At 70.2% G+C, this 26,013-nt stretch carries 22 protein-coding genes; 4 read left to right on the top strand and 18 right to left on the bottom strand.

The features are described 5' to 3' along the window. Positions 1 to 61: 61 nt before the first annotated feature. From ACFYY7_RS04520 to ACFYY7_RS04470, 11 genes are all read right to left on the bottom strand, one after another. Positions 62 to 397 (bottom strand): RNA polymerase-binding protein RbpA, encoded by a 336-nt coding sequence (locus ACFYY7_RS04520; RefSeq protein ID WP_072483070.1) that lies wholly within the window; start codon positions 395 to 397, stop codon positions 62 to 64. Positions 398 to 506: 109 nt separating this feature from the next. Then, entirely contained in the window at positions 507 to 743 is a 237-nt protein-coding gene (gene secG, locus ACFYY7_RS04515) for a preprotein translocase subunit SecG (protein WP_072483071.1), read from the bottom strand. Positions 744 to 858: 115 nt separating this feature from the next. Continuing rightward, on the bottom strand, positions 859 to 1,635 hold the full coding sequence (gene tpiA, locus ACFYY7_RS04510) for a triose-phosphate isomerase (protein WP_388656868.1): 777 nt from the start codon (positions 1,633 to 1,635) through the stop codon (positions 859 to 861). A gap of 6 nt (positions 1,636 to 1,641) precedes the next feature. Next, a complete protein-coding gene (locus ACFYY7_RS04505) occupies positions 1,642 to 2,853 on the bottom strand; it encodes a phosphoglycerate kinase (RefSeq protein WP_388656865.1) in 1,212 nt (403 codons plus the stop codon). Between the two features lie 108 nt (positions 2,854 to 2,961). Next, complete coding sequence (gap, locus tag ACFYY7_RS04500) at positions 2,962 to 3,972, bottom strand: type I glyceraldehyde-3-phosphate dehydrogenase (RefSeq protein WP_388656863.1); 1,011 nt, start codon at positions 3,970 to 3,972, stop codon at positions 2,962 to 2,964. Between the two features lie 294 nt (positions 3,973 to 4,266). After that, on the bottom strand, positions 4,267 to 5,256 hold the full coding sequence (gene whiA, locus ACFYY7_RS04495) for a DNA-binding protein WhiA (RefSeq protein WP_266736503.1): 990 nt from the start codon (positions 5,254 to 5,256) through the stop codon (positions 4,267 to 4,269). Then, complete coding sequence (gene yvcK / locus ACFYY7_RS04490; protein ID WP_266736504.1) at positions 5,247 to 6,281, bottom strand: uridine diphosphate-N-acetylglucosamine-binding protein YvcK; 1,035 nt, start codon at positions 6,279 to 6,281, stop codon at positions 5,247 to 5,249. Before yvcK ends, whiA begins: the two co-directional genes overlap by 10 nt. Beyond that, complete coding sequence (rapZ, locus tag ACFYY7_RS04485) at positions 6,278 to 7,267, bottom strand: RNase adapter RapZ (RefSeq protein WP_388656860.1); 990 nt, start codon at positions 7,265 to 7,267, stop codon at positions 6,278 to 6,280. Before rapZ ends, yvcK begins: the two co-directional genes overlap by 4 nt. Continuing rightward, positions 7,264 to 9,324, bottom strand: a complete 2,061-nt coding sequence (gene uvrC, locus ACFYY7_RS04480; RefSeq protein ID WP_388656858.1) for an excinuclease ABC subunit UvrC — start codon at positions 9,322 to 9,324, stop codon at positions 7,264 to 7,266. The genes rapZ and uvrC overlap by 4 nt, the downstream gene beginning before the upstream one ends. A gap of 117 nt (positions 9,325 to 9,441) precedes the next feature. Continuing rightward, on the bottom strand, positions 9,442 to 10,305 hold the full coding sequence (locus tag ACFYY7_RS04475) for a hypothetical protein (protein ID WP_388656855.1): 864 nt from the start codon (positions 10,303 to 10,305) through the stop codon (positions 9,442 to 9,444). Positions 10,306 to 10,309: 4 nt separating this feature from the next. Continuing rightward, entirely contained in the window at positions 10,310 to 10,939 is a 630-nt protein-coding gene (locus ACFYY7_RS04470; RefSeq protein WP_388656852.1) for a papain-like cysteine protease family protein, read from the bottom strand. Positions 10,940 to 11,167: 228 nt separating this feature from the next. Between ACFYY7_RS04470 and ACFYY7_RS04465 the strand changes: the two genes are divergently transcribed. Continuing rightward, on the top strand, positions 11,168 to 12,094 hold the full coding sequence (locus tag ACFYY7_RS04465; protein WP_388656849.1) for a hypothetical protein: 927 nt from the start codon (positions 11,168 to 11,170) through the stop codon (positions 12,092 to 12,094). Positions 12,095 to 12,186: 92 nt separating this feature from the next. Here ACFYY7_RS04465 and ACFYY7_RS04460 read toward each other — a convergent pair whose 3' ends face one another. Next, complete coding sequence (locus ACFYY7_RS04460; protein ID WP_388656846.1) at positions 12,187 to 12,615, bottom strand: Rieske (2Fe-2S) protein; 429 nt, start codon at positions 12,613 to 12,615, stop codon at positions 12,187 to 12,189. Between the two features lie 288 nt (positions 12,616 to 12,903). Beyond that, complete coding sequence (uvrA, locus tag ACFYY7_RS04455) at positions 12,904 to 15,924, bottom strand: excinuclease ABC subunit UvrA (protein ID WP_388656843.1); 3,021 nt, start codon at positions 15,922 to 15,924, stop codon at positions 12,904 to 12,906. Positions 15,925 to 16,099: 175 nt separating this feature from the next. Between uvrA and ACFYY7_RS04450 the strand changes: the two genes are divergently transcribed. Then, the gene (locus ACFYY7_RS04450; protein ID WP_388656840.1) at positions 16,100 to 16,789 is read left to right on the top strand and encodes a maleylpyruvate isomerase family mycothiol-dependent enzyme; all 690 of its coding nucleotides are present in this window, start codon (positions 16,100 to 16,102) and stop codon (positions 16,787 to 16,789) included. A gap of 10 nt (positions 16,790 to 16,799) precedes the next feature. Then, positions 16,800 to 17,456 (top strand): MBL fold metallo-hydrolase, encoded by a 657-nt coding sequence (locus ACFYY7_RS04445; protein ID WP_266736516.1) that lies wholly within the window; start codon positions 16,800 to 16,802, stop codon positions 17,454 to 17,456. 127 nt (positions 17,457 to 17,583) lie between these two features. Here the strand turns inward: ACFYY7_RS04445 and ACFYY7_RS04440 are convergent, their stop codons facing one another. The 5 genes from ACFYY7_RS04440 to ACFYY7_RS04420 all read right to left on the bottom strand — a co-directional run bounded on the left by ACFYY7_RS04440 (position 17,584) and on the right by ACFYY7_RS04420 (position 24,759). Next, complete coding sequence (locus ACFYY7_RS04440; protein WP_388656837.1) at positions 17,584 to 18,594, bottom strand: TerC family protein; 1,011 nt, start codon at positions 18,592 to 18,594, stop codon at positions 17,584 to 17,586. 293 nt (positions 18,595 to 18,887) lie between these two features. Then, complete coding sequence (locus ACFYY7_RS04435; RefSeq protein ID WP_388656835.1) at positions 18,888 to 20,831, bottom strand: TerD family protein; 1,944 nt, start codon at positions 20,829 to 20,831, stop codon at positions 18,888 to 18,890. Positions 20,832 to 20,990: 159 nt separating this feature from the next. Further along, a complete protein-coding gene (locus ACFYY7_RS04430; protein ID WP_388656832.1) occupies positions 20,991 to 21,569 on the bottom strand; it encodes a TerD family protein in 579 nt (192 codons plus the stop codon). Between the two features lie 131 nt (positions 21,570 to 21,700). Beyond that, complete coding sequence (gene uvrB, locus ACFYY7_RS04425; RefSeq protein ID WP_388656830.1) at positions 21,701 to 23,821, bottom strand: excinuclease ABC subunit UvrB; 2,121 nt, start codon at positions 23,819 to 23,821, stop codon at positions 21,701 to 21,703. A gap of 62 nt (positions 23,822 to 23,883) precedes the next feature. Further along, a complete protein-coding gene (locus tag ACFYY7_RS04420) occupies positions 23,884 to 24,759 on the bottom strand; it encodes an MHYT domain-containing protein (protein WP_388656827.1) in 876 nt (291 codons plus the stop codon). A gap of 215 nt (positions 24,760 to 24,974) precedes the next feature. On the opposite strand from ACFYY7_RS04420, the gene ACFYY7_RS04415 reads away from it, so the two are divergent. After that, a complete protein-coding gene (locus ACFYY7_RS04415) occupies positions 24,975 to 25,967 on the top strand; it encodes a glycerophosphodiester phosphodiesterase (RefSeq protein WP_388656824.1) in 993 nt (330 codons plus the stop codon). Positions 25,968 to 26,013: the final 46 nt, after the last annotated feature.

Genomic DNA, 26,013 nt, shown 5'->3' with positions numbered 1-26,013 from the left:
GCCTGCGGCACGGCGAAAGCGGTCCGGCCGGACACCCTGTGGGTGCCCGGCCGGACAACTTCTAGATTTCGCCCCGGAGTTTCGCCAGCGCCTCGGCGAGAATGGCCTCGCCGTCCGCGTCGCTGCGCCGCTCGCGTACGTACGCGAGGTGCGTCTTGTACGGCTCGGTGCGCGGCGGGTCCGGCGGGCTGTCCCGGTCCTGGCCGGCCGGGAAGCCACAGCGCGGGCAGTCCCAAGTCTCCGGTACCTGCGCGTCACTGGCGAAGCTCGGCTGCGTCTCGTGCCCGTTCGAGCACCAGAAGGAGATGCGGAGGCGCGGCGCGGACTCACCGCGCTCGGCCTCCCCCATCGGCCCCGCTCCGACCCGGCTTCCCCGGATCGCGTTGCCACTTGCCACGGTCGTAACTCCCTGCGTGATGGTGCTCGAAGATGCCCCAGTCTACGTAAGGCCCAACGCGCGTCCAGTGAAAGGAGTTACACCGTCACCGGGAATCGCGTACGACGGGTCAGTTGTCCAGCTTGATCAGCAGACCAAGCACAACAATGCACGCGAACCATCCCAGACCGACGACCACGGTGATCCGGTCGAGGTTCCGTTCGGCGACCGAGGAGCCGCCGACCGACGACTGCATGCCGCCACCGAACATGTCGGAGAGGCCGCCGCCCTTTCCCTTGTGCATCAGCACCAGCAGCATCAGCAGCAGGCTGAAGACGATCAGGGCGATCTCGAACGCCAAAATCACGGCTGGTCCCTACTTTCCGGAATTCCTCTGGACTGCATGTGCTGATTACGGGGGCCGGGAGGTTACACCCTCCGCGGCCCCCGCAAGGGTACGACGGATCCGCGCTACCGCATACTCACTGGTCGCGGAAGCGGACGATCTTGACGAACTCGTCGGCGTCCAGCGCGGCGCCGCCGACCAGCGCGCCGTCGACGTCGGGCTGCGCCATGATCGCGGCGACATTGCCGGACTTCACCGAGCCGCCGTACTGGATACGGACCGCGTCGGCCAGCTCCTGCGAGTACAGCTCGGCCAGCCGGCCGCGGATCGCACCGCAGACCTCCTGGGCGTCCTCGGGGGTGGCGACCTCACCGGTGCCGATGGCCCAGACCGGCTCGTACGCGATCACGATGGACTCGGCCTGCTCGGCCGGGACGTCCTTCAGACCGCCGTCGAGCTGCGCGAGGGTGTAGGAGACCTGGTCACCGGCCTTGCGGATGTCCAGGCCCTCGCCGACGCAGAGGATCGGGGTCAGGCCGTGCTTGTACGCGGCCTTCACCTTGGCGTTGCAGATCTCGTCGGTCTCGCCGTGGTACTGGCGGCGCTCGCTGTGGCCGACTGCGACGTAGGTGCACCGCAGCTTGGCGAGCATCGGGCCGGAGATCTCACCGGTGTACGCGCCGGAGTCGTGCGCCGAGATGTCCTGGGCGCCGTACTTGATCTTCAGCTTGTCGCCCTCGACCAGGGTCTGCACGGAGCGCAGGTCGGTGAAGGGCGGCAGGACGGCGACCTCGACGGCGTCGTAGTCCTTGTCGGTCAGTGCGAAGCCGAGCTTCTGGGTGTGTGCGATGGCCTCGAGGTGGTTGAGGTTCATCTTCCAGTTGCCCGCCATCAGCGGGGTACGAGTGGTCATGAAAGGTCAGTCCTCCAGTGCGGCGAGGCCGGGAAGCGTCTTGCCCTCGAGGTATTCGAGGCTGGCACCGCCACCGGTCGAGATGTGTCCGAATGCATTCTCGTCGAAGCCCAGGGTGCGGACGGCCGCGGCGGAGTCTCCACCGCCGACGACACTGAAGCCCGAGGAGTCGACGAGGGCCTGGGCGACTGCCCGGGTGCCCTCGGCGAAGTCGGGGTGCTCGAAGACGCCCATCGGGCCGTTCCAGAAGACGGTGGCGGCGTCGGCGAGCTTCGATGCGTACAGCTTGTTGGTCTCGGGGCCGTTGTCCAGGCCCATGAAGCCTGCCGGCATGGCGTCCGCGGGCACCGTGCGGTGCTCGGTGGGAGCCTTGCTCCTGAGGTCCGGGAACTGCGCGGAGACCACGACGTCGACGGGGAGCACGAACTCCACGCCCTTGTCCTCGGCGCGCTTGAGGTACTCCAGCACCGCCGGGATCTGGTCCTCCTGGAGCAGCGAGCTGCCGACCTCGTGGCCCTGGGCCTTGAGGAAGGTGTACGCCATGCCGCCGCCGATCAGGATGCGGTCGGCGCGCTCCAGGAGGTGGTCGATGACGCCGAGCTTGTCGGAGACCTTGGAGCCGCCGAGCACCACGGCGTACGGGCGCTCGACGTTCTCGGTGAGCTTCTTCAGGACGCCGACCTCGGTGGCGATCAGGTCACCGGCGGCGTGCGGCAGCCGGGCCGGGAGATCGAAGACCGAGGCGTGCTTGCGGTGCACAGCCCCGAAGCCGTCGCCCACGTAGAGGTCGGCGAGTTCGGCGAGCTGGTCGGCGAACGCGCCGCGCTCGGCGTCGTCCTTGGACGTCTCACCCGGGTTGAAGCGGAGGTTCTCCAGGACGGCGACCTGGCCGTCGGCGAGACCGGCGACCGCGGCGCGGGCGGACTCGCCGACCGTGTCGGTCGCGAACGCCACGTCGGCTCCGATGAGTTCACCGAGGCGGGCGGCGGCGGGCGCCAGGGAGAAGGCGGGGTCCGGGGCGCCCTTGGGGCGGCCCAGGTGCGAGGCGACGACGACTCGCGCGCCGGCCGCGACGAGCTTCTCGACGGTCGGCTGGACGGCGCGGATGCGGCCGTCGTCGGTGATGGTGGTGCCGCTCAGCGGCACGTTGAGGTCGGCGCGCACGAATACGCGCTTGCCGGTGACCCCTTCGGCGATCAGTTCGTCGATCGTCTTCATCTTGCTGGACTCCTTGGAGGGCGGGAGAGCATGCGACGGGGCCCGAACGGCGCGGCGTTGCGCTGTTCGAGCCCCGTGCTCACATCTTGGTGCCTGCCGGTTCGACGGTCAGAGCTGGCTGCCGACGAAGACGGTCAGGTCGACGAGGCGGTTGGAGTAACCCCACTCGTTGTCGTACCAGCCGAGGATCTTCACCGACTTGCCCTCCTGAACCATGGTCAGCGAGGAGTCGAAGGTGCAGGACGCCGGGTCGCCGACGATGTCCGACGACACGATCGGGTCCTCGGTGTAGTACAGGATGCCCTTGAGGTCGCCGTCGTCGGCAGCCTTCTTGAACGCGGCGTTGATCTCGTCCTTGGTGACCTCGCGCTGGAGCTCGACGACCAGGTCGGTGGCCGAGCCGGTCGGGACCGGGACGCGCATGGCGATGCCGTCCAGCTTGCCCTTCAGCTGCGGGAGCACCAGGGCGGTCGCCTTGGCGGCACCGGTGGTGGTCGGGATGATGTTCTCGGCGGCGGCGCGGGCGCGGCGCAGGTCCGAGTGCGGGAAGTCCAGGATGCGCTGGTCGTTGGTGTACGCGTGGACCGTCGTCATGAGGCCCTTGACGATGCCGAAGTTCTCGTCGAGAACCTTGGCCATCGGCGCGACACAGTTGGTCGTGCAGGACGCGTTGGAGATGACGTGGTGGCTGGCCGCGTCGTACTGGTCCTGGTTGACGCCCATCACGATGGTGATGTCCTCGCCCTTGGCCGGAGCCGAGATGAGGACCTTCTTGGCGCCGCCCGCGATGTGCTTCTCGGCATCGGCCTTCTTCGTGAAGATGCCGGTCGACTCGATGACGATGTCGACGCCCAGCTCACCCCAGGGGATGTCGGCCGGGTTGCGCTCGGAGAGAACCTTGATCGTGTGACCATCGACGGTGATGGTGTCGGCGGTGTGGCTGACCTCTGCCTTCAGACGACCCAGGATGGTGTCGTACTTCAGCAGGTGGGCGGTGGTCGCGGTGTCACCCAGGTCGTTGACAGCCACGATCTCGATGTCCGCACCCTGCTCCAGCAGTGCGCGGAAGTAGTTGCGGCCGATGCGACCGAAGCCGTTGATGCCTACGCGGATCGTCACGAACCGATCTCCTCGTTAGGTACGCGGGGTTTTCACCCCGGCGAGTTGTATGAGATGTCCCCGACCGCCTTTGACCCTACCTCTCCGAGGCCCCCGGGGTGACATCGAGCACGGCCGTGAGAAGCGCCGAGGCCCGTACTCCTCGGTAGGAGTACGGGCCTCCGGATACCCGGCCGCACATGCTGTGCCGATTACGGAGCGTCAGCGTCCCGAGGAGCCCCGGGAGTCCGGAATCCGGCCGGATTCCGCGGCTTCGGCGGGTCGGCCAGGGGCAGCTCCGGCGGCCTCGGCGGGTCAGCCCACCAGGCCGTCGGCGAGCTCCTCGCTGAGGGTGGATTCGGTGCCCGGGATGCCCAGGTCCTGGGCCCGCTTGTCGGCCATCGCCAGCAGTCGGCGGATCCGGCCGGCGACCGCGTCCTTGGTCAGCGGCGGGTCGGCGAGCGCGCCCAGCTCCTCCAGGGACGCCTGCTTGTGCTCCATGCGCAGCCGCCCGGCCGCCGCCAGGTGCTCGGGCACCTCCTCGCCCAGGATCTCCAGCGCGCGTCCCACCCGGGCACCCGCGGCGACCGCGGCCCGCGCCGAACGGCGCAGGTTGGCGTCGTCGAAGTTGGCGAGCCGGTTGGCCGTGGCGCGGACCTCGCGGCGCATCCGCCGCTCCTCCCAGGCCAGCACCGCGTCATGGGCGCCGAGCCGGGTGAGCAGCGCGCCGATCGCGTCGCCGTCGCGCACGACGACCCGGTCCACCCCGCGCACCTCGCGGGCCTTGGCCGCGATGGAGAGCCTGCGGGCCGCGCCGACCAGCGCGAGCGCCGCCTCCGGGCCCGGGCAGGTCACCTCCAGCGAGGAGGAGCGGCCCGGCTCGGTGAGCGAGCCATGGGCCAGGAAGGCCCCGCGCCAGGCGGCCTCGGCGTCACAGGTCGCCCCCGAGACCACCTGTGGGGGCAGCCCACGGATGGGGCGGCCCCTGCCGTCCACCAGGCCGGTCTGGCGGGCCAGCTGGTCGCCGCCCGCCACCACCCGCACGACGAAGCGCGAGCTGCGCCGCAGACCTCCGGGCGCCATCACGATCAGCTCCGAGCTGTGCCCGAAGATTTCGAGAATGTCCCGCTTCAGCCGGCGCGCCGCGTTCCCGGTGTCCAGCTCGGCCTCGATCACGATCCGGCCGCTCACCAGGTGCAGCCCACCCGCGAACCGAAGAATCGCCGAGACTTCTGCCTTCCTGCAGCAGGTCCGGGTCACGGGAAGCCGAGAGATTTCGTCCTTCACCGCGGGCGTCATCGCCATGGGCCGATCCTTCCATGCATCCGAAAAATACGGTCGTACGCGGCGGCCAACAGCTCCGGATCATGGATCGGAACGCCGTCGGGTGAGGCCACCGGCGCCAGCTCGACCGCGGCGCCGAGCCGCTTGGCGGCATCGGCGAGGGACTCACGATCGGGCACAGCGGCTTCGTCGGCCAGCACCACGTCCAGGGCGAGTTTAGGGGCGTGTCGTCCCAAAACCTCCAAATGACGCTGCGGGGAGAAGCCATCAGTTTCACCGGGTTGCGGTGCCAGGTTGAGCGAGAGGACCTTGCGGGCCTTGGTCTCGACGAGCGCGTCGAGCAGTTCGGGGACGAGCAGGTGCGGGATCACCGAGGAGAACCAGGACCCCGGGCCGAGCACCACCCAGTCGGCGTCGAGGACCGCGGCGACGGCCTCGGGGACGGCGGGCGGATCGTTCGGGACGAGGTGCACGGACTGCACCTCGCCGGGGGTGAGCGCCACGGTGGCCTGTCCGCGCACGGTGTCCACGTCGTCCGGGCGGGCCGGGTCGTGACCCCGGACCAGCGCCTGGAGCTCCAGCGGAACGGCGGACATGGGGAGCACCCGGCCGTGCGCCCCGAGGAGCCTGCCGACCAGGTCGAGGGCCTGGACATGGTCGCCGAGCTGCTCCCAGAGGGCGACGATCAGCAGATTTCCGACCGCGTGCTCGTGCAGGTCGCCCTTGGACTGGAAGCGGTGCTGGATCACCCGGGCCCAGGTCTGGCCCCAGTCGTCGTCACCGCACAGGGCGGCGAGCGCCTTGCGTAGGTCGCCGGGCGGCAGCACGCCGAGCTCCTCGCGGAGCCGGCCGCTGGAGCCGCCGTCGTCGGCGACCGTCACCACGGCGGTGAGATCGCCGGTGATCCGGCGGAGCGAGGCGAGCGACGCGGACAGCCCCATGCCGCCGCCGAGGGCGACGACCTTGGGCTGTGCGCCGCGCTTGCGGCCGGGCAGCGCGGAGGTGGCTCTGCGCAGCCGCCGCAGGCGCAGATTGCGGCTGGTCACTCGCGCCCCATGTCCCGGTGGACGAGGACGGTCTCGATGCCTTCGGTCGCGAGCCGGGCCGCCAGCTTCTCGGACATGGCGACCGAACGGTGCTTGCCGCCCGTGCAGCCGACGGCGATCGTCACGTAGCGCTTGCCCTCGCGGCGGTATCCGGCGGCGATGAGCTGGAGCAGCTCCGTGTACTGGTTGAGGAATTCCTTGGCACCGGGCTGGTCGAAGACGTAGGCGGAGACCTCCTCGTTGAGACCGGTGAACGGGCGCAGCTCGGGGACCCAGTGCGGGTTGGGCAGGAAGCGGCAGTCGACCACCAGGTCGGCGTCGACCGGCAGGCCGTACTTGAAGCCGAACGACATCACCGTGGCGCGCAGCTCCGGCTCCTCCTCGCCGGCGAACTGGGCGTCCATCTTGGCGCGCAGTTCATGCACGTTGAGGCTGGAGGTGTCGATCACCAGGTCCGCGTCGCCGCGCAGCTCGCGCAGCAGGTCGCGCTCGGCGGCGATGCCGTCGACGATCCGGCCGTCGCCCTGGAGGGGATGCGGGCGGCGGACCGATTCGAAGCGGCGGACGAGGGCGTCGTCGGAGGACTCCAGGAAGACGATCCGCCGGGTGACGTGCTTGGTCTCCAGGTCGGCGAGGGATTCGCGGAGGTTGTCGAAGAAGCGGCGCCCCCGGACGTCGACGACGACGGCGATCCGCGCCACGTTGCCCTGCGAGCGGGCGCCGAGCTCGACCATGGTGGGGATCAGTGCGGGCGGCAGGTTGTCGACGACGAACCAGCCGAGGTCCTCCAGACACTTGGCCGCCGTGCTGCGCCCGGCGCCCGACATCCCCGAGATGATCACCAGCTCGGGGATGGTCATGGTCCCGTCGCCCGTCTCGTTCGTGGTGGCCGTACTCACTTGTGCTGCTCCGTCTGCTCGGTCGGTGCCGTCGTGCCCGGCTTCTTGCCCGCGCCCGGCTTCCTGCTCGTTCTCACGCTCGGTCATGTCGTGGTGCCCCCGTCGTCCTCTTCAATGATCTCTCCTGTCGCCGTGTTCACGGCGGGCGCGGCCGGGGCGGCCGACGCGAGGGCGACAGCCACTGATTCCGCCGTTCTGCGGCCTATCCCCGGAACTTCGCAGATCTCGTCGATTGTCGCTTGCCTCAGCTTCTTCACGGAGCCGAAATGCTTGATCAACGCCTGTTTCCGGGTTTCGCCGAGACCGGCGACTGCGTCCAGGGGGCCGGAGCGGATCCGTTTGGCCCGCTTGGCTCGCTGGTACGTGATCGCGAAGCGGTGGGCCTCGTCACGGACGCGCTGGAGGAGGTAGAGGCCCTCGCTGGAGCGGGGCAGGACGACGGGGTCGTCGTCATCGGGCAGCCAGACCTCTTCGAGGCGCTTGGCGAGGCCGCAGACGGCGATGTCGTCGATCCCCAGTTCGTCGAGGGCCCGCTTGGCGGCGGCGACCTGCGGCTGGCCGCCGTCGACCACGACGAGCTGCGGCGGGTAGGCGAACCGCTTGGGGCGCCCGTCGTCCTCACGGGGTTCGGCGTCCGGGTCGGCAACGGTGGTGCCGGAGGCGGCGCCGGGATCGGTGGTGCCGTTCTGCGGTGCGGGGACCGGGCCGGTCGGGGCGGGGGTCTCCTCCCACTCCCCCGTACGTTCCTTCTCCTGGAGGTACCGCTTGAAGCGGCGGCCGATGACCTCGTGCATCGACCGGACGTCGTCCTGTCCCTCGAAGCCCTTGATCTGGAAGCGGCGGTACTCGCCCTTGCGGGCGAGGCCGTCCTCGAAGACGACCATGGAGGCGACCACGTCGTCGCCCTGGAGGTGCGAGATGTCGAAGCACTCGATGCGCAGCGGGGCGGTGTCGAGGCCGAGCGCCTCCGCGATCTCCTCCAGGGCGCGGGAGCGGGTGGTCAGGTCGGAGGCGCGCTTGGTCTTGTGCAGCCCCAGGGCCTGCTGGGCGTTGCGCTGGACCGTCGCCATCAGGTCCTTCTTGTCGCCGCGCTGCGGGATGCGCAGGCTGACCTGGGAGCCCCGGCGGCCGGCGAGCCACTGGGAGACCGCGTCCGGGTCCTCGGGCAGGGCCGGGACGAGGACCTCCTTGGGGACCGAGTCGCCCGTCTCCTCGCCGTACAGCTGCTGGAGGGCGTGCTCGACCAGGCCCGAGGTGTCGACGTTCTCGACCTTGTCGGTGACCCAGCCGCGCTGGCCGCGCACCCGGCCGCCGCGCACATGGAAGATCTGGACGGCGGCTTCGAGCTCGTCCTCGGCGACCGCGATCAGGTCGGCGTCGGTGGCGTCGGCCAGCACGACGGCGCTCTTCTCCATGGCCCGCTTGAGGGCCTCCACGTCGTCGCGGAGCCGGGCCGCCCGCTCGTACTCCATCTCCTCGGCCGCCGCCATCATGTCCTTCTCCAGGCGGCGGATGTACGTACCGGTCCGGCCTGCCATGAAGTCGCAGAAGTCGTCGGCCAGTTCGCGGTGTTCCTCGGGGGTGACGCGGCCGACGCAGGGGGCGGAGCACTTGCCGATGTAGCCGAGGAGGCACGGACGGCCGGTCCTGGCGGCGTTCTTGAAGACTCCGGCGGAGCACGTACGCACCGGGAAGACCCGGAGCATGAGGTCGACCGTCTCGCGGATCGCCCAGGCGTGCCCGTACGGACCGAAGTAGCGCACGCCCTTCTTCTTGGCGCCGCGCATCACCTGGACGCGCGGGAACTCCTCGTCGAGCGTGACCGCGAGGTACGGATAGCTCTTGTCGTCGCGGTACTTGACGTTGAACCGCGGGTCGAACTCCTTGATCCAGGAGTACTCCAGCTGGAGGGCCTCGACCTCCGTGGAGACGACCGTCCATTCCACCGAGGCGGCCGTGGTGACCATCGTGCGCGTACGCGGGTGGAGCGCGGCCAGGTCCTGGAAGTAGTTGGCCAGGCGCTGGCGCAGGTTCTTGGCCTTTCCGACGTAGATCACCCGGCGGTGTTCGTCGCGGAATTTGTAGACCCCCGGGGAGTCGGGGATCTGTCCCGGCTTGGGGCGGTAGCTGGAGGGGTCTGCCATGTGTCCCACCCTACTTGCGGGCAGTGACAGTCCGGCTGCCCGGAAGTGGTGCCGTGCTCCGGGGCGCGGATCGCGGGAGCGCGCCCCGGAGCACGGGTCAGTGGGTACGGCTGCCGGTCACGGGTTCTCCCGGTGGCGGCGGTTGCGCAGGACGGTGAGCCCGCCGAGGCCGAGCACCACGAGGGCGCCCGCTCCGGCGGCGGCCGAGGCGGCGGCCGGAGCGGTGCCGGACGCCGTGCTCGCCGCGACCGTCCGGCGCTCCGGGCCGTCGTGGGCGGGGGCGGCCGGCGGGGAGTAGCCGCCCGCCTTGCCGGAGCGGGCGTATCCGGAGCCGGGGAGCTTGTCGCCGTACGCCTCCCGTACCCGGGTGCGGTAGGCGGCCAGTGTGGTGCCGCGGGCACCGACCGCGCGGACCGCGTCCTGGTCCAGCGGGAGCACTTTCGTCCCCTTCTGGACGTACCAGGCGTCCACCTGCGGCTCACGGAACACCGTCCCGCCGGGGAGTTTGCGGGCGCCGGCGGCCGCGTACCTCGTCTCGTCGTCGCCGGTGGCGATGTTCACCACCTGCCAGCCGCCCTCCTTCCCTTCCTTCGGAAGGGTCCACAGGGACGCCTTCCGGCCGTCCGAGGAGACGGCCGTGGTGGCGAGGTAGTCCAGCCTGGCGACGGACGCGCCCGGCTTCCCGGCCACGAAGTCCGGATCGAGGGTGTGCACGGGGACGGCGGCGCCCTCGATGCGCGGTGCCGCCGCGGACCTGGTGACCGCGCCCTCGCGGGCGAAGAACCGGGCCAGGGTGTCCAGGGCCGCGGGTTCGGTGGCGGCCTGCCGGGCAGCCGCCAGGGCGGACGGGCCGGCGGTGGGGCCGGTGGCGGCGGCCGCCCCGGGGGCCGCGACGGTGAGCAGGGCGGCGCCGGTCAGGATGCCGGTCGCGGCCAGGGCGGCGGCCGTGGACCGGGCGGTACGTGCGGTCCTGCGGATCATCTCCTCACGCCCCGATCCGGTAGAGGGAGTGGGTCCAGGAGAACTCGTCGTTGTTCACGTACCAGGCGTGCGAGGCCCAGTTGTAGCGGTTGCTGGAGGGCCAGGGATCGCCCCAGTAGACCCAGCTGCCGGAGTCGTCGTACCCGTACAGGACGTGCATGTGGCCACCGCCCGACGACCACTGGATGCGGGTCTCCACGGGGCGGCCCGCGGCGATCTCGGCCTGGACGGTGGGATAGCGCAGCCAGCCGGTGACGTACGAACCGGGGTTGACGCCGGCCCAGTACAGGCCGTCCTGGACATTGCCCAGCGTGGCCTGCGAGTTGGGGCACTCGTAGCCCTGCGCACGGCCGAAGGCGGCGTTGCAGAACTGGTTCTGCGAGTAGTTGCGGCCGAACCAGGTGGCGATGGTGTTGCCGGATGCCGCCCAGCACCAGTTGGTCTTCTGCTGGGCCTGCATGGTGATGTTCAGCCGCTTTGTCGCGGCGAGCCCGGTGACGGCCGGGCCGGTCGTGGTTGTGGCCGGGGCCGGGGCCGGGGCCGCCGAGGCGGTCGCCGTCGGCACGGCGAGGAGCACGGCGGCCAGGGCGGCCAGGGCCGGGAGCCGTCCTGTTCGGATTCTTCGGATACGCATGACGTTCCTCCCGAGGCGGGGGGTGTGGGATCACAGGAGCGCGTCCGGACGCTGCCCGAGGAGCATCAACCGTTGTCGGGGACGGGTCAACACGCTTCAATGCGGGGGAACATCGCGGTGTGAACGGCGTGGCGGATACGTGAACGGCCCTGCCCCGGCCACCTGCGGCACCGCCCCCGCCGACGCGTTCCCCCGCCCCGCGTCGTGAACGTTCACCTGGAGGACCTCATGCGGCACACCGAGGCCGAACTGGCACAGGTGCTGCACACCGGCCCGTTCCATCTGGCCCTGCGCACCGCGCTCTCGGTACGCGGGCTGCCGCTCCAGCGGGTGCAGCACCATCTCGCGCACCGCGGGGTCAAGGTCGGGGTGACGAGCCTGAGTTACTGGCAGCAGGGGGCCAGGCGCCCCCAGCGCGCCGAGTCACTGCGGGCCGTGAAGGCGCTGGAGGAAGTGCTGGAGCTGCCGGGCAACTCGCTGCTCCGGCTGCTGGGAAGCGGGAACGCGCGCCCGGAGGCCGACCGTCCGGCCGCGCGTTCGTACCGTTCCCTGATGGAGTCGTCCGGCGCCGTGGAGCGGCTGCTCGCCGACATGGGGTCGCCGGTGGACGGCGGACTGCACACGGTGGGCCATCACGAGCGGGTACGGATCGGTCCCGGCCGGGAGCTGCGGCGGCGCGATTCGCAGCATGTGGTGCGTGCCCACCGGGACGACATCGACCGCTACCTCGCCGTCCACCGGGGCGATCCGGGCTGCGATCCGGCGCGGGTGGCGGTGACGGCCGGGGAGAACTGCCGGACGGGGCGGGTCCGCTGGGACCGCGGGACCGGGGTGCTCGTCGCGGAGCTGCTCTTCGACACCCGGCTGAGGGCGGGCGACACCTACCTCTTCGACTACGGCTTCGGCGACGGCACGGGAGGGCCGAGCGGCGAGTACGTGCGGGGGTTCAGCTTCGGCGGCGGGCAGTACGTGCTCCAGGTGGCCTTCGACGAGGCCGCGCTGCCGGTACGGTGCCGGCGCTTCGCCCAGGTCTCGGCGGGGGCGCCGCGCGGCGCCCGCACGGACCTCACGCTGACCGGCAGGCACCGGACCGTTCACCTGGTGGAGCAGGGGGTACGGCCCGGTCTGGTCGGCATCGACTGGGACTGGGAGTGAGCCCGTCTCCGGCCGCTGTCTCCCTGACCGGTATCTCCCGGCCGGTGCCTTCCCGGCCGTTGTCTCTCCGACCGCTGCCTTCCCTGCCGGTGTCAGGCGTCGGGGCCCGCGACCAGCTTTCCGCCCTCGACCCTGACCGGGACGGCGGGCAGCGGCGCGGTCGCCGGACCGCGCATCGCCTTGCCGGTCGTCGTGTCGAAGTGGCTGCCGTGGCAGGGGCACGTCCCCACGTTGTCCTCGACCTTGTCCAGCAGGCAGCCCGCGTGGGTGCACTGGGCGCTGAACGCCTTGTACTGGCCCTTGGCCGGGCAGTTCACGATGACCCGCTCGTTGCGGAAAAGCTTGGATCCGCCGACCGGAATCTCGTCCGGCGTGCCGAGCTCGACGGGAGCGGTCGGCGTCGGCGTCTCGGCGTGGCCGAGCTTCGACTCGGTCGAGCAGGCGGCCACTCCCAGCCCGGCGGCGCCGGCGAGAGCGGCACCCTTCAGCACGGTACGGCGGGCGGCGGGCTGGCCGGACATGCGGTCTCCACTGGTTGTAGGGGTGGATGGGCACCGGGCGCGACTGAAGCGCCGCGGGTACCAGGAGTACCGCGGGCATCACAGCTGTCGAAGCCATCGGTGACAGAAGCGACGATACCGGCGGAGACGGACGGCTCTGCGGCCGGGCCGCCCGAGGCCGATCGTCCCTGGTCAGCGGCCCGGCTGTGGCGGTGAACAGGCCTTGGAGGCGAACAGGGCGAGGCAGTCGACAGGGCGAGGCGGCCCCCGGGGATCCGGGAGCCGCCTCGCCCTGTTCCGCCGGAGGCGTCAGGCCTTGCTCGCGCGGGTCGCCTTCTTCGCCGCGGGCTTCTTCGCGATCCCGTCCGTGCTCGTCCGGGCCGTGGCCGTCTTCCTGGCCGGGGCCGACTTCGCGGCGACCGCCTTCTTCGCGGCCGCCTTCCGCATCGGCTTGCGGGCCGCGGGCACCGCGGCCTCGCTCACCCGCTCCGGGTCCAGGATGCCCTGGAGGAACTTGCCGGTGTGGCTGGCCGGGACCCCGGCGACCTCCTCCGGAGTGCCCTCGGCGATGACCAGACCGCCGCCGCTGCCCCCTTCGGGGCCCATGTCGATGACCCAGTCAGCGGTCTTGATCACATCGAGGTTGTGCTCGATGACGATCACCGAGTTGCCCTTGTCGACCAGCCCGGAGAGCACCTTGATGAGCTTGCTGATGTCCTCGAAGTGCAGACCCGTGGTCGGCTCGTCCAGGACGTAGACCGTACGGCCGGTGGAGCGCTTCTGCAGCTCGCTGGCGAGCTTCACGCGCTGCGCCTCACCGCCGGAGAGCGTCGGCGCGGACTGGCCGAGCCGCACGTATCCGAGGCCCACCTCGTTGAGCGTGCGCAGATGACGGGCGATCGTCGGGACGGCCTCGAAGAACTCCAGGCCCTCCTCGATCGGCATGTCCAGCACCTCGGCGATGGACTTGCCCTTGTAGTGGACCTCCAGGGTCTCCCGGTTGTAGCGCGCTCCGTGGCAGACCTCGCACGGGACGTACACGTCCGGCAGGAAGTTCATCTCGATCTTGATGGTGCCGTCGCCGGAGCAGTTCTCGCAGCGGCCGCCCTTGACGTTGAAGGAGAAGCGGCCCGGCAGATAGCCGCGCACCTTCGCCTCCATCGTCTCCGCGAACAGCTTGCGGACATGGTCGAAGACGCCGGTGTACGTGGCCGGGTTGGACCGGGGCGTGCGGCCGATGGGCGACTGGTCGACGTGCACCACCTTGTCGACCAGGTCGTCGCCGTCGACCCGGGTGTGCCGGCCGGGGACCGACTTGGCGCCGTTCAGCTCGCGCGCCAGGTGGGTGTAGAGGATGTCGTTGACCAGCGTCGACTTCCCCGAACCCGAGACGCCCGTGACGGCCGTGAGCAGGCCGAGCGGGAAGGAGACGTCGATGTCCTGGAGGTTGTTCTCCCGGGCTCCGTGCACCGTGAGCCTGCGCTGCGGGTCGACGGGGCGCCGGACGTCGGGCATCGGGATCTGCTTCTTGCCGGTCAGATACTGACCGGTGATCGACTCGCCGTTGGCCAGCAGCTCCTTGAGCGATCCGGAGTGGACCACCTTGCCGCCGTGCTCACCGGCGCCGGGGCCGATGTCGACGACCCAGTCGGCGACCTTGATGGTGTCCTCGTCGTGCTCGACGACGATGAGTGTGTTGCCCATGTCACGGAGCCGGACCAGGGTCTCGATCAGCCTGTGGTTGTCCCGCTGGTGCAGGCCGATGGAGGGCTCGTCCAGCACGTACAGCACGCCGACCAGGCCGGAGCCGATCTGGGTGGCGAGGCGGATGCGCTGGGCCTCGCCGCCGGACAGGGTGCCGGCCGCGCGGTTGAGGGAGAGGTAGTCGAGGCCGACGTCGACGAGGAACTTCAGCCGCTCGTTGACCTCCTTCAGCACCCGCTCGGCGATCTTCTTGTCGCGGGCGTTGAGCTTCATCCGGCCGAGGAACTCGGCGCATTCGCTGATCGACATGGCGGCGACCTCGGCGATGGACCTCTCCATCACCGTCACCGCGAGGACGATCGGCTTGAGCCTGGTGCCCTCACAGGTCGGGCAGGGCACCTCGCGCATGTAGCCCTCAAAGCGCTCCCTGCTGGAGTCGCTCTCGGCGTCGGAGTGCCGCCGCTTGACGAACTGCACCGCGCCCTCGAAGGCGGGGGTGGTGTACGCGCGCTCCCGCCCGTAGCGGTTGCGGTAGCGGACCTCGGTCTGGATCTTGTGGCCGTGGAGCAGGGCCTTCCTGGCGCGCTGCGGCAGCCCGGCCCAGGGGATGTCCGTACGGAATCCGAGGGCGTCGGCGAGGGCGTTGATCTGCCGGCCGAAGTACTCCTTGGTGTGGCCGTGCGACCAGGGGTGGATCGCGCCCTCGTCGAGCGACCTCTCCTCGTCCGGGACGATCAGCTCCGGGTCGACCTCCATCCGCGTACCGATACCCGTGCAGTCCGGGCAGGCGCCGAAGGGCGAGTTGAAGGAGAAGGAGCGCGGTTCGAGCTCCTCGAAGGAGAGGTCGTCGTACGGGCAGTAGAGGTGCTCGGAGTACATCCGCTCACGCTCGGGGTCGTCCTCGGGGAGGTCGACGAAGTCGAGCACGACCATGCCGCCGGAGAGCCCGAGCGCGGTCTCGACCGAGTCGGTCAGCCGGCGCTTGGCGCTGTCCTTCACCGTGAGGCGGTCGATGACCACCTCGATGGTGTGCTTCTCCTGCTTCTTCAGCTTGGGCGGCTCGGAGAGCTGGATGGTCTCGCCGTCGACCCGGGCCCTGCTGTAGCCCTTGGTCTGCAGATCGGCGAAGAGGTCGACGAACTCGCCCTTGCGCTCGCGCACCAGCGGCGACAGCACCTGGAAGCGGCTGCCCTCGGGCAGGCCGAGCACCTTGTCGACGATCGCCTGCGGCGACTGGCGGGAGATGGGGCGGCGGCACTCCGGGCAGTGCGGCTTGCCGATCCGGGCGAAGAGCAGCCGGAGGTAGTCGTAGACCTCGGTGATGGTGCCGACCGTCGAGCGCGGATTGCGCGAGGTCGACTTCTGGTCGATGGAGACGGCGGGCGAGAGGCCTTCGATGAAGTCGACGTCCGGCTTGTCCATCTGACCTAGGAACTGGCGGGCGTACGAGGAGAGGGACTCCACGTAGCGCCGCTGGCCCTCGGCGAAGATCGTGTCGAACGCGAGGGACGACTTGCCCGACCCGGAGAGCCCGGTGAAGACGATGAGGGAGTCGCGCGGGAGGTCGAGCGAGACGTTCTTGAGGTTGTGCTCGCGAGCGCCACGGACGATGAGACGGTCGGCCACGCCGGTCCGCACCTTTCTGGAGAGAAATGGGGGAACTGAGCCCCTGTCCCAGGGTATGGGGGGCGCCACAGCGGTGTACGAAGCTTTCGACTCCGAGCGTATAGCACGCACATTCGATTTACGGACAGCCATGGGCTCCTTCACCCGAACGAGTGGTGAGGCTAGGCTCGGCCTCATGATTGATCATGCGCGCGACCTGGACGCCGTACGTGAAGCAACCGATCGACTGCTCAGCGCCACCGGGAAACTGGACGCTGCCGCGCTCGCCCAACCGTCGCGATTGCCGGGCTGGAGCCGGGGCCATGTTCTTGCGCACCTCTCTCGTAACGCCGACGCGCTCGTAAATGTTCTCCAGGGCCGTCCCATGTACGCAGACAGCGAAACCCGCGACCGCGACATCGAGCGCGACGCGCCCCGGCCGCCGGCCGAGCAGCTGGCCGACCTGGCCGGGAGCGCGGACCGCCTCGGGGCCGCCGCCGCGGTCCCGGCCGACTGGTCCCGCACGGTCACCCTGCGCAACGGCGTGACGGACTCCGCCTCCCGCATCCCGTTCCGCCGCCGGGTCGAGGTCGAGCTGCACCATGTCGACCTGGGCGTCGGCTACGAGCTGGAGGACCTGCCTGAGGATTTCGTCTCCCGCGAGATCGACTTCCTCGCCGAGCGGTTCGACGGGCACCCCGATGTCGTGTCCACGAGGATGACCGCCGACGGGGGCCCGGTGCGGACGACCGGCGGCGGCGCGGAGGGCGGCCCGGTCACGGTCCGCGGCACGGCGCCCGAGCTGCTCGGCTGGCTCAGCGGGCGCCGGGACGGCTCGGTGCTGACCGTCGAAGGCGGCCCGCTCCCTGTCCTGCCCCCGCTATAGGCTGAGACGTATGACGTACAGCGGAGCGGTCAAGGTCGGCGGGCGTGCGGATGTGCACGAGCTGACGGATCTGATGATCTCCAAGGTCGCCGTCGGCCCGATGAACAACAACGCCTATCTGCTGCGCTGCCGGGCCACCGGCGAGCAGCTGCTGATCGACGCGGCCGCCGAGGCCGGGACGCTGCTGCGGCTGATCGGTGACGACGGCATCGCGTCCGTCGTCACCACCCATCGGCACGGCGACCACTGGCAGGCACTGGGCGAGGTGGTGGCGGCCACCGGAGCACGCACCTACGCGGGTCGGTACGACGCCGAGGGCATCCCGGTCCCGACCGATGTCCTCGTCGACGACGGCGGCACGGTCCGTGTGGGTGAGGTCTCCCTGACCGCCCGGCACCTCGTGGGACACACCCCGGGCTCCATCGCGCTGGTCTACGACGACCCGCACGGCGCCCCGCACCTGTTCACCGGGGACTGCCTCTTCCCGGGCGGGGTCGGCAATACGCACAAGGACCCCGAGGCCTTCGCGAGCCTGCTCCACGACGTGGAGACCAAGCTCTTCGACCAGCTGCCCGACGAGACCTGGGTCTATCCGGGCCACGGCCACGACACCACGCTCGGCGACGAGCGTCCGCAGCTGCCGCAGTGGCGCGCCCGCGGCTGGTGAAGACGGCGGCCACGGGCCGGACCTCCCCGTGACAACCCCGGCCGGGGCGGGCAACTTGCCGTTGCCCGCCCCGGCCGGTGCCGGTTCCCGTCCGTGCCGGACGGCCCCGCCGGGCCGTCCGGCACGGTCAGGCGTCGATGCCCGCGCCCTTGTCTGCGCCCGGCACCTTGTCGGCGGGTTCGCCGGACTCCGCCAGGGTCTGCTTCTTGCTGGCGATGAGGCTGGTGATCGTGGTGATCACCAGCACGCCGCAGATGACGCCGAGCGAGACCGGGATGGAGATCTCGGGGACGTGCACCCCGGACTCGTGCAGTGCGTGCAGCACCAGCTTCACCCCGATGAAGCCGAGGATGACCGAGAGTCCGTAGCTGAGGTGGACCAGCTTCTTCAGCAGCCCGCCGATCAGGAAGTACAGCTGCCGCAGCCCCATCAGGGCGAAGGCGTTGGCGGTGAAGACGATGTACGGGTCCTGGGTCAGACCGAAGATCGCGGGGATGGAGTCCAGGGCGAACAGCACATCGGTGGTGCCGATGGCGAGCATGACGACCATCAGCGGGGTCAGGACGCGCTTGCCGTTGTTCCGGATGAAGAGCTTGGTGCCGTGGTAGCGGTCGGCCACCCCGAAGCGGCGCTCGATCGTCTTGAGGAGGCGGTTCTCCTCGAACTCCTCCTCTTCCTCGCCGGCCCGCGCCTCCTGGATGAGCTTCCAGGCGGTGTAGATCAGGAACGCGCCGAAGATGTAGAAGACCCACGAGAAGTTGGCGATCACGGCGGCACCGGCGGCGATGAAGATCGCCCGCAGCACCAGCGCGATCAGCACACCGACCAGCAGCACCCGCTGCTGGAGGTACGAGGGCACCGAGAACTTCGCCATGATCAGGACGAAGACGAAGAGGTTGTCGACACTCAGCGACTTCTCGGTGATGAAGCCGGCGAAGAACTCGCCCGAGGCCTGGCTCTCACCGAAGACCAGCAGGCCGAGCCCGAAGAGGGCGGCCAGCGCGATCCAGACGATCGTCCAGATTCCGGCTTCCTTGGTCGTCACGTCATGGGGCTTGCGCCCGATGAAGAAGTCGACGGCGATAAGGGCTGACAGACCAAGAATGGTCAGCACCCAGAGGGTCCATGAAACGTCCACTGCGCCTCCGGCAGTTCGCTACGGCTACTGATCAGCGTCGTCGCTGCCGGAGGTCTCTTCCACCCGGGCACGCGGGGTGCGCGCACGGGCCGGCGCCCCGGGACCGGTCACGGTCCGTATTGACGGGTACGCCGCGTATGGGAGTACTCCCCTCCGCTCAAAGAACAGTACAGGGAATACCAAGGAAAGGTAAAGGAGAGGGTAAAGATCTTTCAAAAGCGCTGGTCAGGGGGTGCGAGCTCGATACTGGTCTGCCCGGCACCGTGTGAGCGCGGTGCCGGTTGCCCGGCCCCTCAGGGACGCCGGGGGCGGCGGGCCGCCGCCACCTTGGCGAGCACCTCTTCCAGGACCCGGCTGCCCGGCGGCATCCGGGGCGGCTCGTACGTCCAGGCGTGCCCCACCCAGGGGTCGGCCAGGTGGTCGTCGGCGACCGGGGTGACGCGCAGCAGCGAACGCCACAGCGGGTCGAGCACCGGCCCGTACGCGCTGGCGTCCTCCCGGTCCGCGACCATCATCAGATGGACGCCGACCGAGGGCCCCTCGTCGGCGAGGTAGCGCAGCTGGGTGACGGCGCGGTCGTCGAAGCCGTGCGGGAAGTCATTGACGATCAGCAGCTGCTCGCCGGTGTCCAGGTCCGGCGGGAGCGAGTCGGCGGCGCCGGCCCGGATCGCCATCTGCACCAGATCGACGCGGCGGGTGAGACGGGCGAGGACCGAGGACACTCCCCCCGCCCCGGAGGCGGGCGGCCCGGCGAGCGCCCCGGACCGGACCAGCGGTGCGAGCGCCCCGGCGGCCGAGCCCGCGGGGTCGATGACATGGACCGAGAACTCGTCGGCCGGGTAGACGGCCAGCAGCCGGGCCGCGTGCGCGACCGCGCTCTCCATGGCGAGGGTGCGCAGCCGGGCGCTGTCCATCAGGGCCGCGGCATCGGACGTCGTGCGGCCGCTGTCTATCCACATCCCGCGCTCCAGCGGCAGCCGGACCAGCAGCGGGATGTGCAGGCCGGGGTTCTCGGGCAGATGGAGGTCGCCGATGCGCAGCGCCATGGGGATCTCCATCGGGACGCGGTAGGCGTGCCAGACGGGGTTGTCCCAGCCCGCGAACGCAGCGGGCAGCGCGGGTTCCACCACGGCGGACTCGGCGGCGAGCTGGGCGAGGTCGCGGTCGAGGGCCTCGCGGGCCCGTGCGGTCAGCTCGTCGCGCTTGGCGCGGGCCTGCTCGCGGGCCCGGTCCCCCGCGCCGCCGATCCGGCTGCGCGGGTCGGACAGGGTGCGGTCGAGCTCCTGGTCCATGCGGGACTCGGCGAAGTCGACGGCGCTGCGATAGGCGGCGGTGGTGCGGGCCAGGTCCTCGAACATGCCCCAGATCTGGTTGTAGAGGCGCTCGTCCATGGACCAGCCGGTCGCGTCCCCGGCGACGGGCTGTGCGGGGCGGCCCGGCTCGGCGGGCGGCGCGGTGGGAGGGGGCGGCGGGGGTGCGGTCGACTGGCGGCGCGGGTGCGCGTAGTTGATGGGCCCGCCCGTCGTGGCGGTGGGCGGCGCGGCGGCGGGCTCCGCGAGTGGTTCGGGCGGCTGGGGGGCGGGGCGGCGGCCGTCCGGGGGCGGCACGGGGCCGGGTGCGCCTGCGCCGGGTGCGACCCTGTCGGCGTCCGGGGTGCGCGGCGGGGGCGGGGCGACCGAGCGGGCCATCGCCCGGGTGACCGCGTCCTGGATGGAGCGGGCCAGCTCGGCGGCCCGGAGCAGGCCCTGGTCGGCGAGCATGGCGTCGAGGCCGCCCGCGTAGCCCTGGCCGACGGCGCGTACCTTCCAGGCACCCTGTCGGCGGTAGAGCTCCAGGGCCGCGACCGCGGACTCGGTGTCCAGGCCGGTGAGCGTGAAGGTGGCGATCTCGGTGCCGTCGAGCCCGGTGACGGCGACGAACGGGGAGGCGACCGCGCCGAACCGGACCGGCCCGCCGACGCCGGTCGGCAGGGCCAGCAGCACGGTGACCCGGTGGACCTGGGCGGGCAGGGCGTCCAGGTCCACGGCCAGCCGGTGGTCGGCGGCGGCCTGCCTGGACACTTCGAGCCCGGGGAGCTGCGGCGACCCCGGATGGGCGATCCATTCGGTGCCGCGCACCGTGCCGTTCTCGTCGCCGAGCGTGGCACCGGCCACGACGGGCGTGCCGGCCGATACCCGGATCTCCAGACGGGTCTGGGGCAAGGTGTGGTTCTGCCCCCGGACCAGCTCGGCCGTCATTGCCCTGTCCCCTCGACGAATTCGCTGCTGTGTGTTGTGCGTTGCGCGCCGTGTGCGGTGCGGCGCGATGCGGTGCAGCTCCCGGCGGCCGATGCCTCCGGGAGCTGCGGGTACCGATGCGCACCGATCCGGGAGTGCCCTCGCGGATCGGTCCCCTGCCTACAGGTGCGGCAGGATCGCCGGCATCAGGTCCTGGAAGGTGCGGCCGTTGGCGGGGTTGCCGAGGGCGGTCATCTGCCACCCGTTCCCCGAGCGGTGCACCTTCGCCATGATCTGGGCGGTGTACTGCCCGCCGCCGTCCAGCGTGTAGCGGGCGAGCTCCTGGCCGTTGGTCTCGTCGACGATGCGGCAGAAGGCGTTCTGCACCTCCTGGAACGTCTGGCCGGTGAAGGAGTTCACCGTGAAGACGATCTGGTCGATGTGGACCGGCACCCGCTGCAGGTCGACGAGGATCGCCTCGTCGTCGCCGCCGGAACCGGCGCCGCCGACCAGGTTGTCCCCGGTGTGCTTGACCGAGCCGTCGTCACTGACGAGGTGACGGAAGAAGACCACGTCGACCGGCTGCTTGTCGGCGAAGAGCACCGCCGACGCGTCGAGGTCGATCTCCCGTGTACGTGAACCGAACAGACCCCGGCGCGGCGCCGCCTGCCAGCCGAGCCCCATCCGCACCGCGGTCAGGGTCCCCCCGTCGCTCTTCTGCAGGTTGATGGCCTGACCCTTGGTCATATTGACCGTCACGCGCTGTCCCCTCTCCGCTTTCCCCGCAACCATCCGTGCGCGGTTTCCCAGCACCCTACGCAGTTACGCCGGTGGCGCGACCGCTCAGGGCCGTTTTGTGTCGGTCCTGCAACACACCAGGTACTGCGGGCTCAGGCGAGGCCCGCTTCCCGCATCTGGCGCAGCTCCTTCTTCAACTCCCCGACCTCGTCACGCAGTCGCGCGGCCACCTCGAACTGGAGGTCCGCGGCAGCCGCCCGCATCCGTTCGGTCATCTCCTCGATGATCCCGGCGAGCTCGGTGGCGGGCCGGTCGGTGACCGTTTCGCCGCCGCCCTTGGCCTTCTTGGAGCCGGTCGTCTTGATGCCCAGCGCGGGAACGGGGGCCTTGGCGCCCTTCGCCTGGCGGTAGCCGGTGCCGAGCAGCTGCTCGGTGTCGACCTCCTCGCGGGCGATCGTCGCGACGATGTCGTTGATCTTCTTCCGCAGCGGCTGCGGGTCGAGACCGCGCTCGGTGTTGTAGGCGATCTGCTTCTCGCGGCGGCGGTTGGTCTCGTCGATGGCCTGCGCCATCGCCGGGGTGATCTTGTCCGCGTACATATGGACCTGTCCGGAGACGTTCCGGGCGGCGCGCCCGATGGTCTGGATCAGGGACGTTCCCGAGCGGAGGAAGCCCTGCTTGTCCGCGTCGAGGATGGCGACGAGCGACACCTCGGGCAGGTCGAGGCCCTCGCGCAGGAGGTTGATGCCGACCAGTACGTCGTACTCGCCGGAGCGCAGCTCGCGCAGCAGCTCGATGCGGCGCAGCGTGTCGACGTCGCTGTGCAGATAGCGGACCTGGATGCCGAGCTCCAGGAAGTAGTCGGTGAGGTCCTCGGCCATCTTCTTGGTGAGGGTGGTGACCAGGACCCGCTCGTCCTTCTCGGCGCGTGTGCGGATCTCGTGCACCAGGTCGTCGATCTGGCCCTCGGTGGGCTTGACGACCACTTCCGGGTCGACGAGGCCGGTGGGGCGGATGATCTGCTCCACGAAACCGTCGCCCCGGGACAGCTCGTACTTCCCGGGGGTGGCGGAGAGATAGACGGTCTGGTCGATCCGGCTCAGGAACTCCTCCCACTTCAGCGGGCGGTTGTCGAGCGCGGAGGGGAGCCGGAAGCCGTGGTCGACGAGGGTGCGCTTGCGGGAGGCGTCGCCCTCGTACATCGCGCCGATCTGCGGCACGGTGACATGCGACTCGTCGAGGACGAGGAGGAAGTCATCGGGGAAGTAGTCGAGGAGGGTGTTGGGAGCGGTGCCGGGCGAGCGGCCGTCGAAGTGCATCGAGTAGTTCTCGACGCCGGAGCAGGTGCCGATCTGCCGGAGCATCTCGATGTCGTACGTGGTGCGCATCCGCAGCCGCTGGGCCTCCAGCATCTTGCCCTGCTTCTCCAGCTCGGCAAGGCGCTGCTCCAGCTCCTGTTCGATGCCGTTGACCGCCTTCTCCATGCGCTCGGGGCCCGCGACGTAGTGGCTGGCGGGGAAGACGTGGAGGGACTGGTCCTCGCTGATCACCTCGCCGGTGAGCGGGTGGAGGGTGGAGAGCGCCTCGATCTCGTCGCCGAACATCTCGATGCGGACGGCGAGCTCCTCGTAGACCGGGAAGATCTCGATGGTGTCGCCGCGGACCCGGAAGGTGCCCCGGGTGAAGGCGAGGTCGTTGCGGGTGTACTGGATCTCGACGAAGCGGCGCAGCAACTGGTCCCGGTCGATCTCGTCACCGACCTTGAGCTGGACCATCCGGTCCACGTACTCCTGGGGCGTGCCGAGGCCGTAGATGCAGGAGACGGAGGCGACCACGACGACATCGCGGCGGGTGAGCAGCGAGTTCGTCGCGGAGTGGCGCAGCCGCTCGACCTCCTCGTTGATCGAGGAGTCCTTCTCGATGTAGGTGTCCGACTGCGGTACGTACGCCTCGGGCTGGTAGTAGTCGTAGTACGAGACGAAGTACTCGACGGCGTTGTTGGGCAGCAGCTCGCGGAATTCGTTCGCCAGCTGTGCGGCGAGCGTCTTGTTCGGTGCCATCACGAGCGTGGGGCGCTGCAGCTTCTCGATCATCCACGCGGTGGTCGCCGATTTACCGGTGCCGGTCGCGCCGAGCAGGACGACGTCCTTCTCGCCGACGCGGATGCGCCGCTCCAGCTCGGCGATGGCCGCGGGCTGGTCGCCGCTGGGCTGGTAGGGACTGACGACCTCGAAAGGCGCCACCGAACGTTCGATCTTCGAAACGGGCCGCATGGAACCACCGTACGACCCGCCACTGACAACCGGGCCGGGTCAGCCGATGCGCGGGGCCGGTCTCACCATTCTCCCGGTGGCGCGGGGTCGCGCGGCCGGGAGTGGAAGGACGCCGGGTCGGCGTGCGTACCGAACCGCGGCACCTGCCGCTGGGCCGGGATTCCGGGCTTCCGGGCGGCCCCGCCCGGGCCCCCGGGGTCGTTCCAGTCCGGGGTGCCCATCACCATCAGCGGATCGAACATCACGACCACCGCGGCCAGGATCAGGAAGCAGGCGGGCCCGATCAGCAGCGGCACGAGCGGTGCGCTCGACCCGTCGCCCGCGACGGCGTCGGGGTGCAGATGGACGTTGAGCGCGGCCATGCCCGTGTAGTGCATGCCGCTCACCGCGACGCCCATGACGACGCTGGCGCCGAGGCTGGGCAGGAATCCGTGGACGGAGACGGCCGCCCAGAGCGCGGTCGTCGCGGCCACCACGGCGATGACGACGGAGAGGGCCACGGTGACCGTTTCGTACTCGAACTGTCCGTCGAGACGCATTCCGGCCATGCCCAGGTAGTGCATGGTGGCCACGCCCAGCCCGGTGATCGTCCCGCCCGTCACCAGGGCCATTCTGGTGGCGCCCCGGTAGCCGACGATGAAGATGCCGACGCCGACCATGCCGACGGCGACCGCGAGGCTGGCGAAGGTGATCGGCATGTCGTAGCCGATGGCCACCCCTTCCACGGAGAAGCCCATCATCGCGATGAAGTGCATCGTCCAGATGCCGGAGCCGATGGAGGTCGCGCCGAGAGCCAGCCAGCCGGCCTTGAAGGTGCGCTCGGTACGCAGCGAACGGTTCGTACAGCGCAGGCCGAGGGCCGCGCCGAGGCAGGCCATGAGGAAGGCCGCGACGGGCGTCACCGCTCCGTAGCTGAAACCGTCGATCGTGCCCTGCATGCTCGTACGCCCTTCGCGGAAGCCCGGGTTCGGGGTGACCCTAAGGCGCGAGTCCCGGCAAACAAACAGAAGAGCTGCATTTTATCGAGAGGGAATCCGGCCCGTTACCCGGCATCGTCGGCCGCGTTCACGTTGTGGCCATCCTTCGCCTGTCCCCCGTTGGGGCGCGACTGTCACTCTCGGCCCGTCCGCAACTTCTGACGCAAGGAGTACACGTGTACGCACGCACCGCAACCGCCGCCCTCGCCGCCACCGCCCTGATGGGCGCCGGCGCCTATCTGATGTCGACCGCCGATACGCAGACCACCGCCAGGACCACCGCGGCCGGGCACACGACCGCGGTCACCGGCGTCACCGGCGTCAGCACCGTGAGCGCCCGGACCGGGGACACGACGGCGGCCGGTGATGCGGAGCGGGCCGGGGACGCGAAGCGGACCGCGCCCGTCGTCTTCGCCCACCGGGGCGCCTCGGCCTACGCGCCGGAGAACACTCTGGCCGCCGTCGACAAGGCCGACGCCCTCGGCTTCGACTGGGTGGAGAACGACGTCCAGTTCACCAAGGACGGCGTGCTGGTGGTCGTGCACGACACCGATCTGAAGCGGACCACCGACGTCGAGGAGGTCTTCCCGGACCGGACCTCATGGGCGGTCAAGGACTTCACGGCGGCGGAGATCGCCCGGCTGGACGCGGGCAGCTGGTTCGGTCCGCAGTTCGCCGGAACCCGGGTGCCCACGCTCAAGCAGTACCTGGACCGGGTCGAGCGCAACCGGCAGAAGCTGCTCCTGGAGATCAAGAGCCCCGAGATCTACCCGGGCATCGAGAAGGAGACCCTGCGGGTGCTGCGCCAGAAGGGGTGGCTCGACCGTTCGCACGTGAAGAACAGGCTCGTCATCCAGAGCTTCGGCGCGGACAGCGTGAAGAAGGTGCACCAGCTGCGCCCGGACGTCACGACGGGCTTCCTCGGCACTCCCGCGGTGGCCGACCTGCCCTCGTACGCGGCCTTCACCGACCAGATCAACCCCTCCTACACATCGGTTTCGGCCGACTACGTGGACGCGGTTCACGCGCTGAAGGGCGCGCACGGCAAGAAGCTCCGGGTCAACACCTGGACGGTCAACGACGCGGCGACCGCCGCGAAGGTGGCGGGCCTCGGCGTGGACGGGATCATCACCAACAACCCCGATGTGGTGCGCGAAGCCACGAACTGACCGGGCGGACAAGTCCACCGTCCGTCCGGCCGTACGGACCTGTTGT

This window comes from Streptomyces sp. NPDC001933, assembly GCF_042890955.1.
GTDB lineage: Bacteria > Actinomycetota > Actinomycetes > Streptomycetales > Streptomycetaceae > Streptomyces.
This window is presented reverse-complemented; position numbering and strand designations above follow the sequence as displayed.

Bases quoted from the DNA above. Each gene is read 5' to 3' on its own strand.
- tpiA (WP_388656868.1), bottom strand. From the start codon at position 1,635: ATGACCACTCGTACCCCGCTGATGGCGGGCAACTGGAAGATGAACCTC.
- ACFYY7_RS04505 (WP_388656865.1), bottom strand. From the start codon at position 2,853: ATGAAGACGATCGACGAACTGATCGCCGAAGGGGTCACCGGCAAGCGC.
- whiA (WP_266736503.1), bottom strand. From the start codon at position 5,256: ATGGCGATGACGCCCGCGGTGAAGGACGAAATCTCTCGGCTTCCCGTG.
- rapZ (WP_388656860.1), bottom strand. From the start codon at position 7,267: ATGACCGAGCGTGAGAACGAGCAGGAAGCCGGGCGCGGGCAAGAAGCC.
- uvrC (WP_388656858.1), bottom strand. From the start codon at position 9,324: ATGGCAGACCCCTCCAGCTACCGCCCCAAGCCGGGACAGATCCCCGAC.
- ACFYY7_RS04475 (WP_388656855.1), bottom strand. From the start codon at position 10,305: ATGATCCGCAGGACCGCACGTACCGCCCGGTCCACGGCCGCCGCCCTG.
- ACFYY7_RS04470 (WP_388656852.1), bottom strand. From the start codon at position 10,939: ATGCGTATCCGAAGAATCCGAACAGGACGGCTCCCGGCCCTGGCCGCC.
- ACFYY7_RS04465 (WP_388656849.1), top strand. From the start codon at position 11,168: ATGCGGCACACCGAGGCCGAACTGGCACAGGTGCTGCACACCGGCCCG.
- ACFYY7_RS04460 (WP_388656846.1), bottom strand. From the start codon at position 12,615: ATGTCCGGCCAGCCCGCCGCCCGCCGTACCGTGCTGAAGGGTGCCGCT.
- ACFYY7_RS04450 (WP_388656840.1), top strand. From the start codon at position 16,100: ATGATTGATCATGCGCGCGACCTGGACGCCGTACGTGAAGCAACCGAT.
- ACFYY7_RS04445 (WP_266736516.1), top strand. From the start codon at position 16,800: ATGACGTACAGCGGAGCGGTCAAGGTCGGCGGGCGTGCGGATGTGCAC.
- ACFYY7_RS04435 (WP_388656835.1), bottom strand. From the start codon at position 20,831: ATGACGGCCGAGCTGGTCCGGGGGCAGAACCACACCTTGCCCCAGACC.
- uvrB (WP_388656830.1), bottom strand. From the start codon at position 23,821: ATGCGGCCCGTTTCGAAGATCGAACGTTCGGTGGCGCCTTTCGAGGTC.
- ACFYY7_RS04420 (WP_388656827.1), bottom strand. From the start codon at position 24,759: ATGCAGGGCACGATCGACGGTTTCAGCTACGGAGCGGTGACGCCCGTC.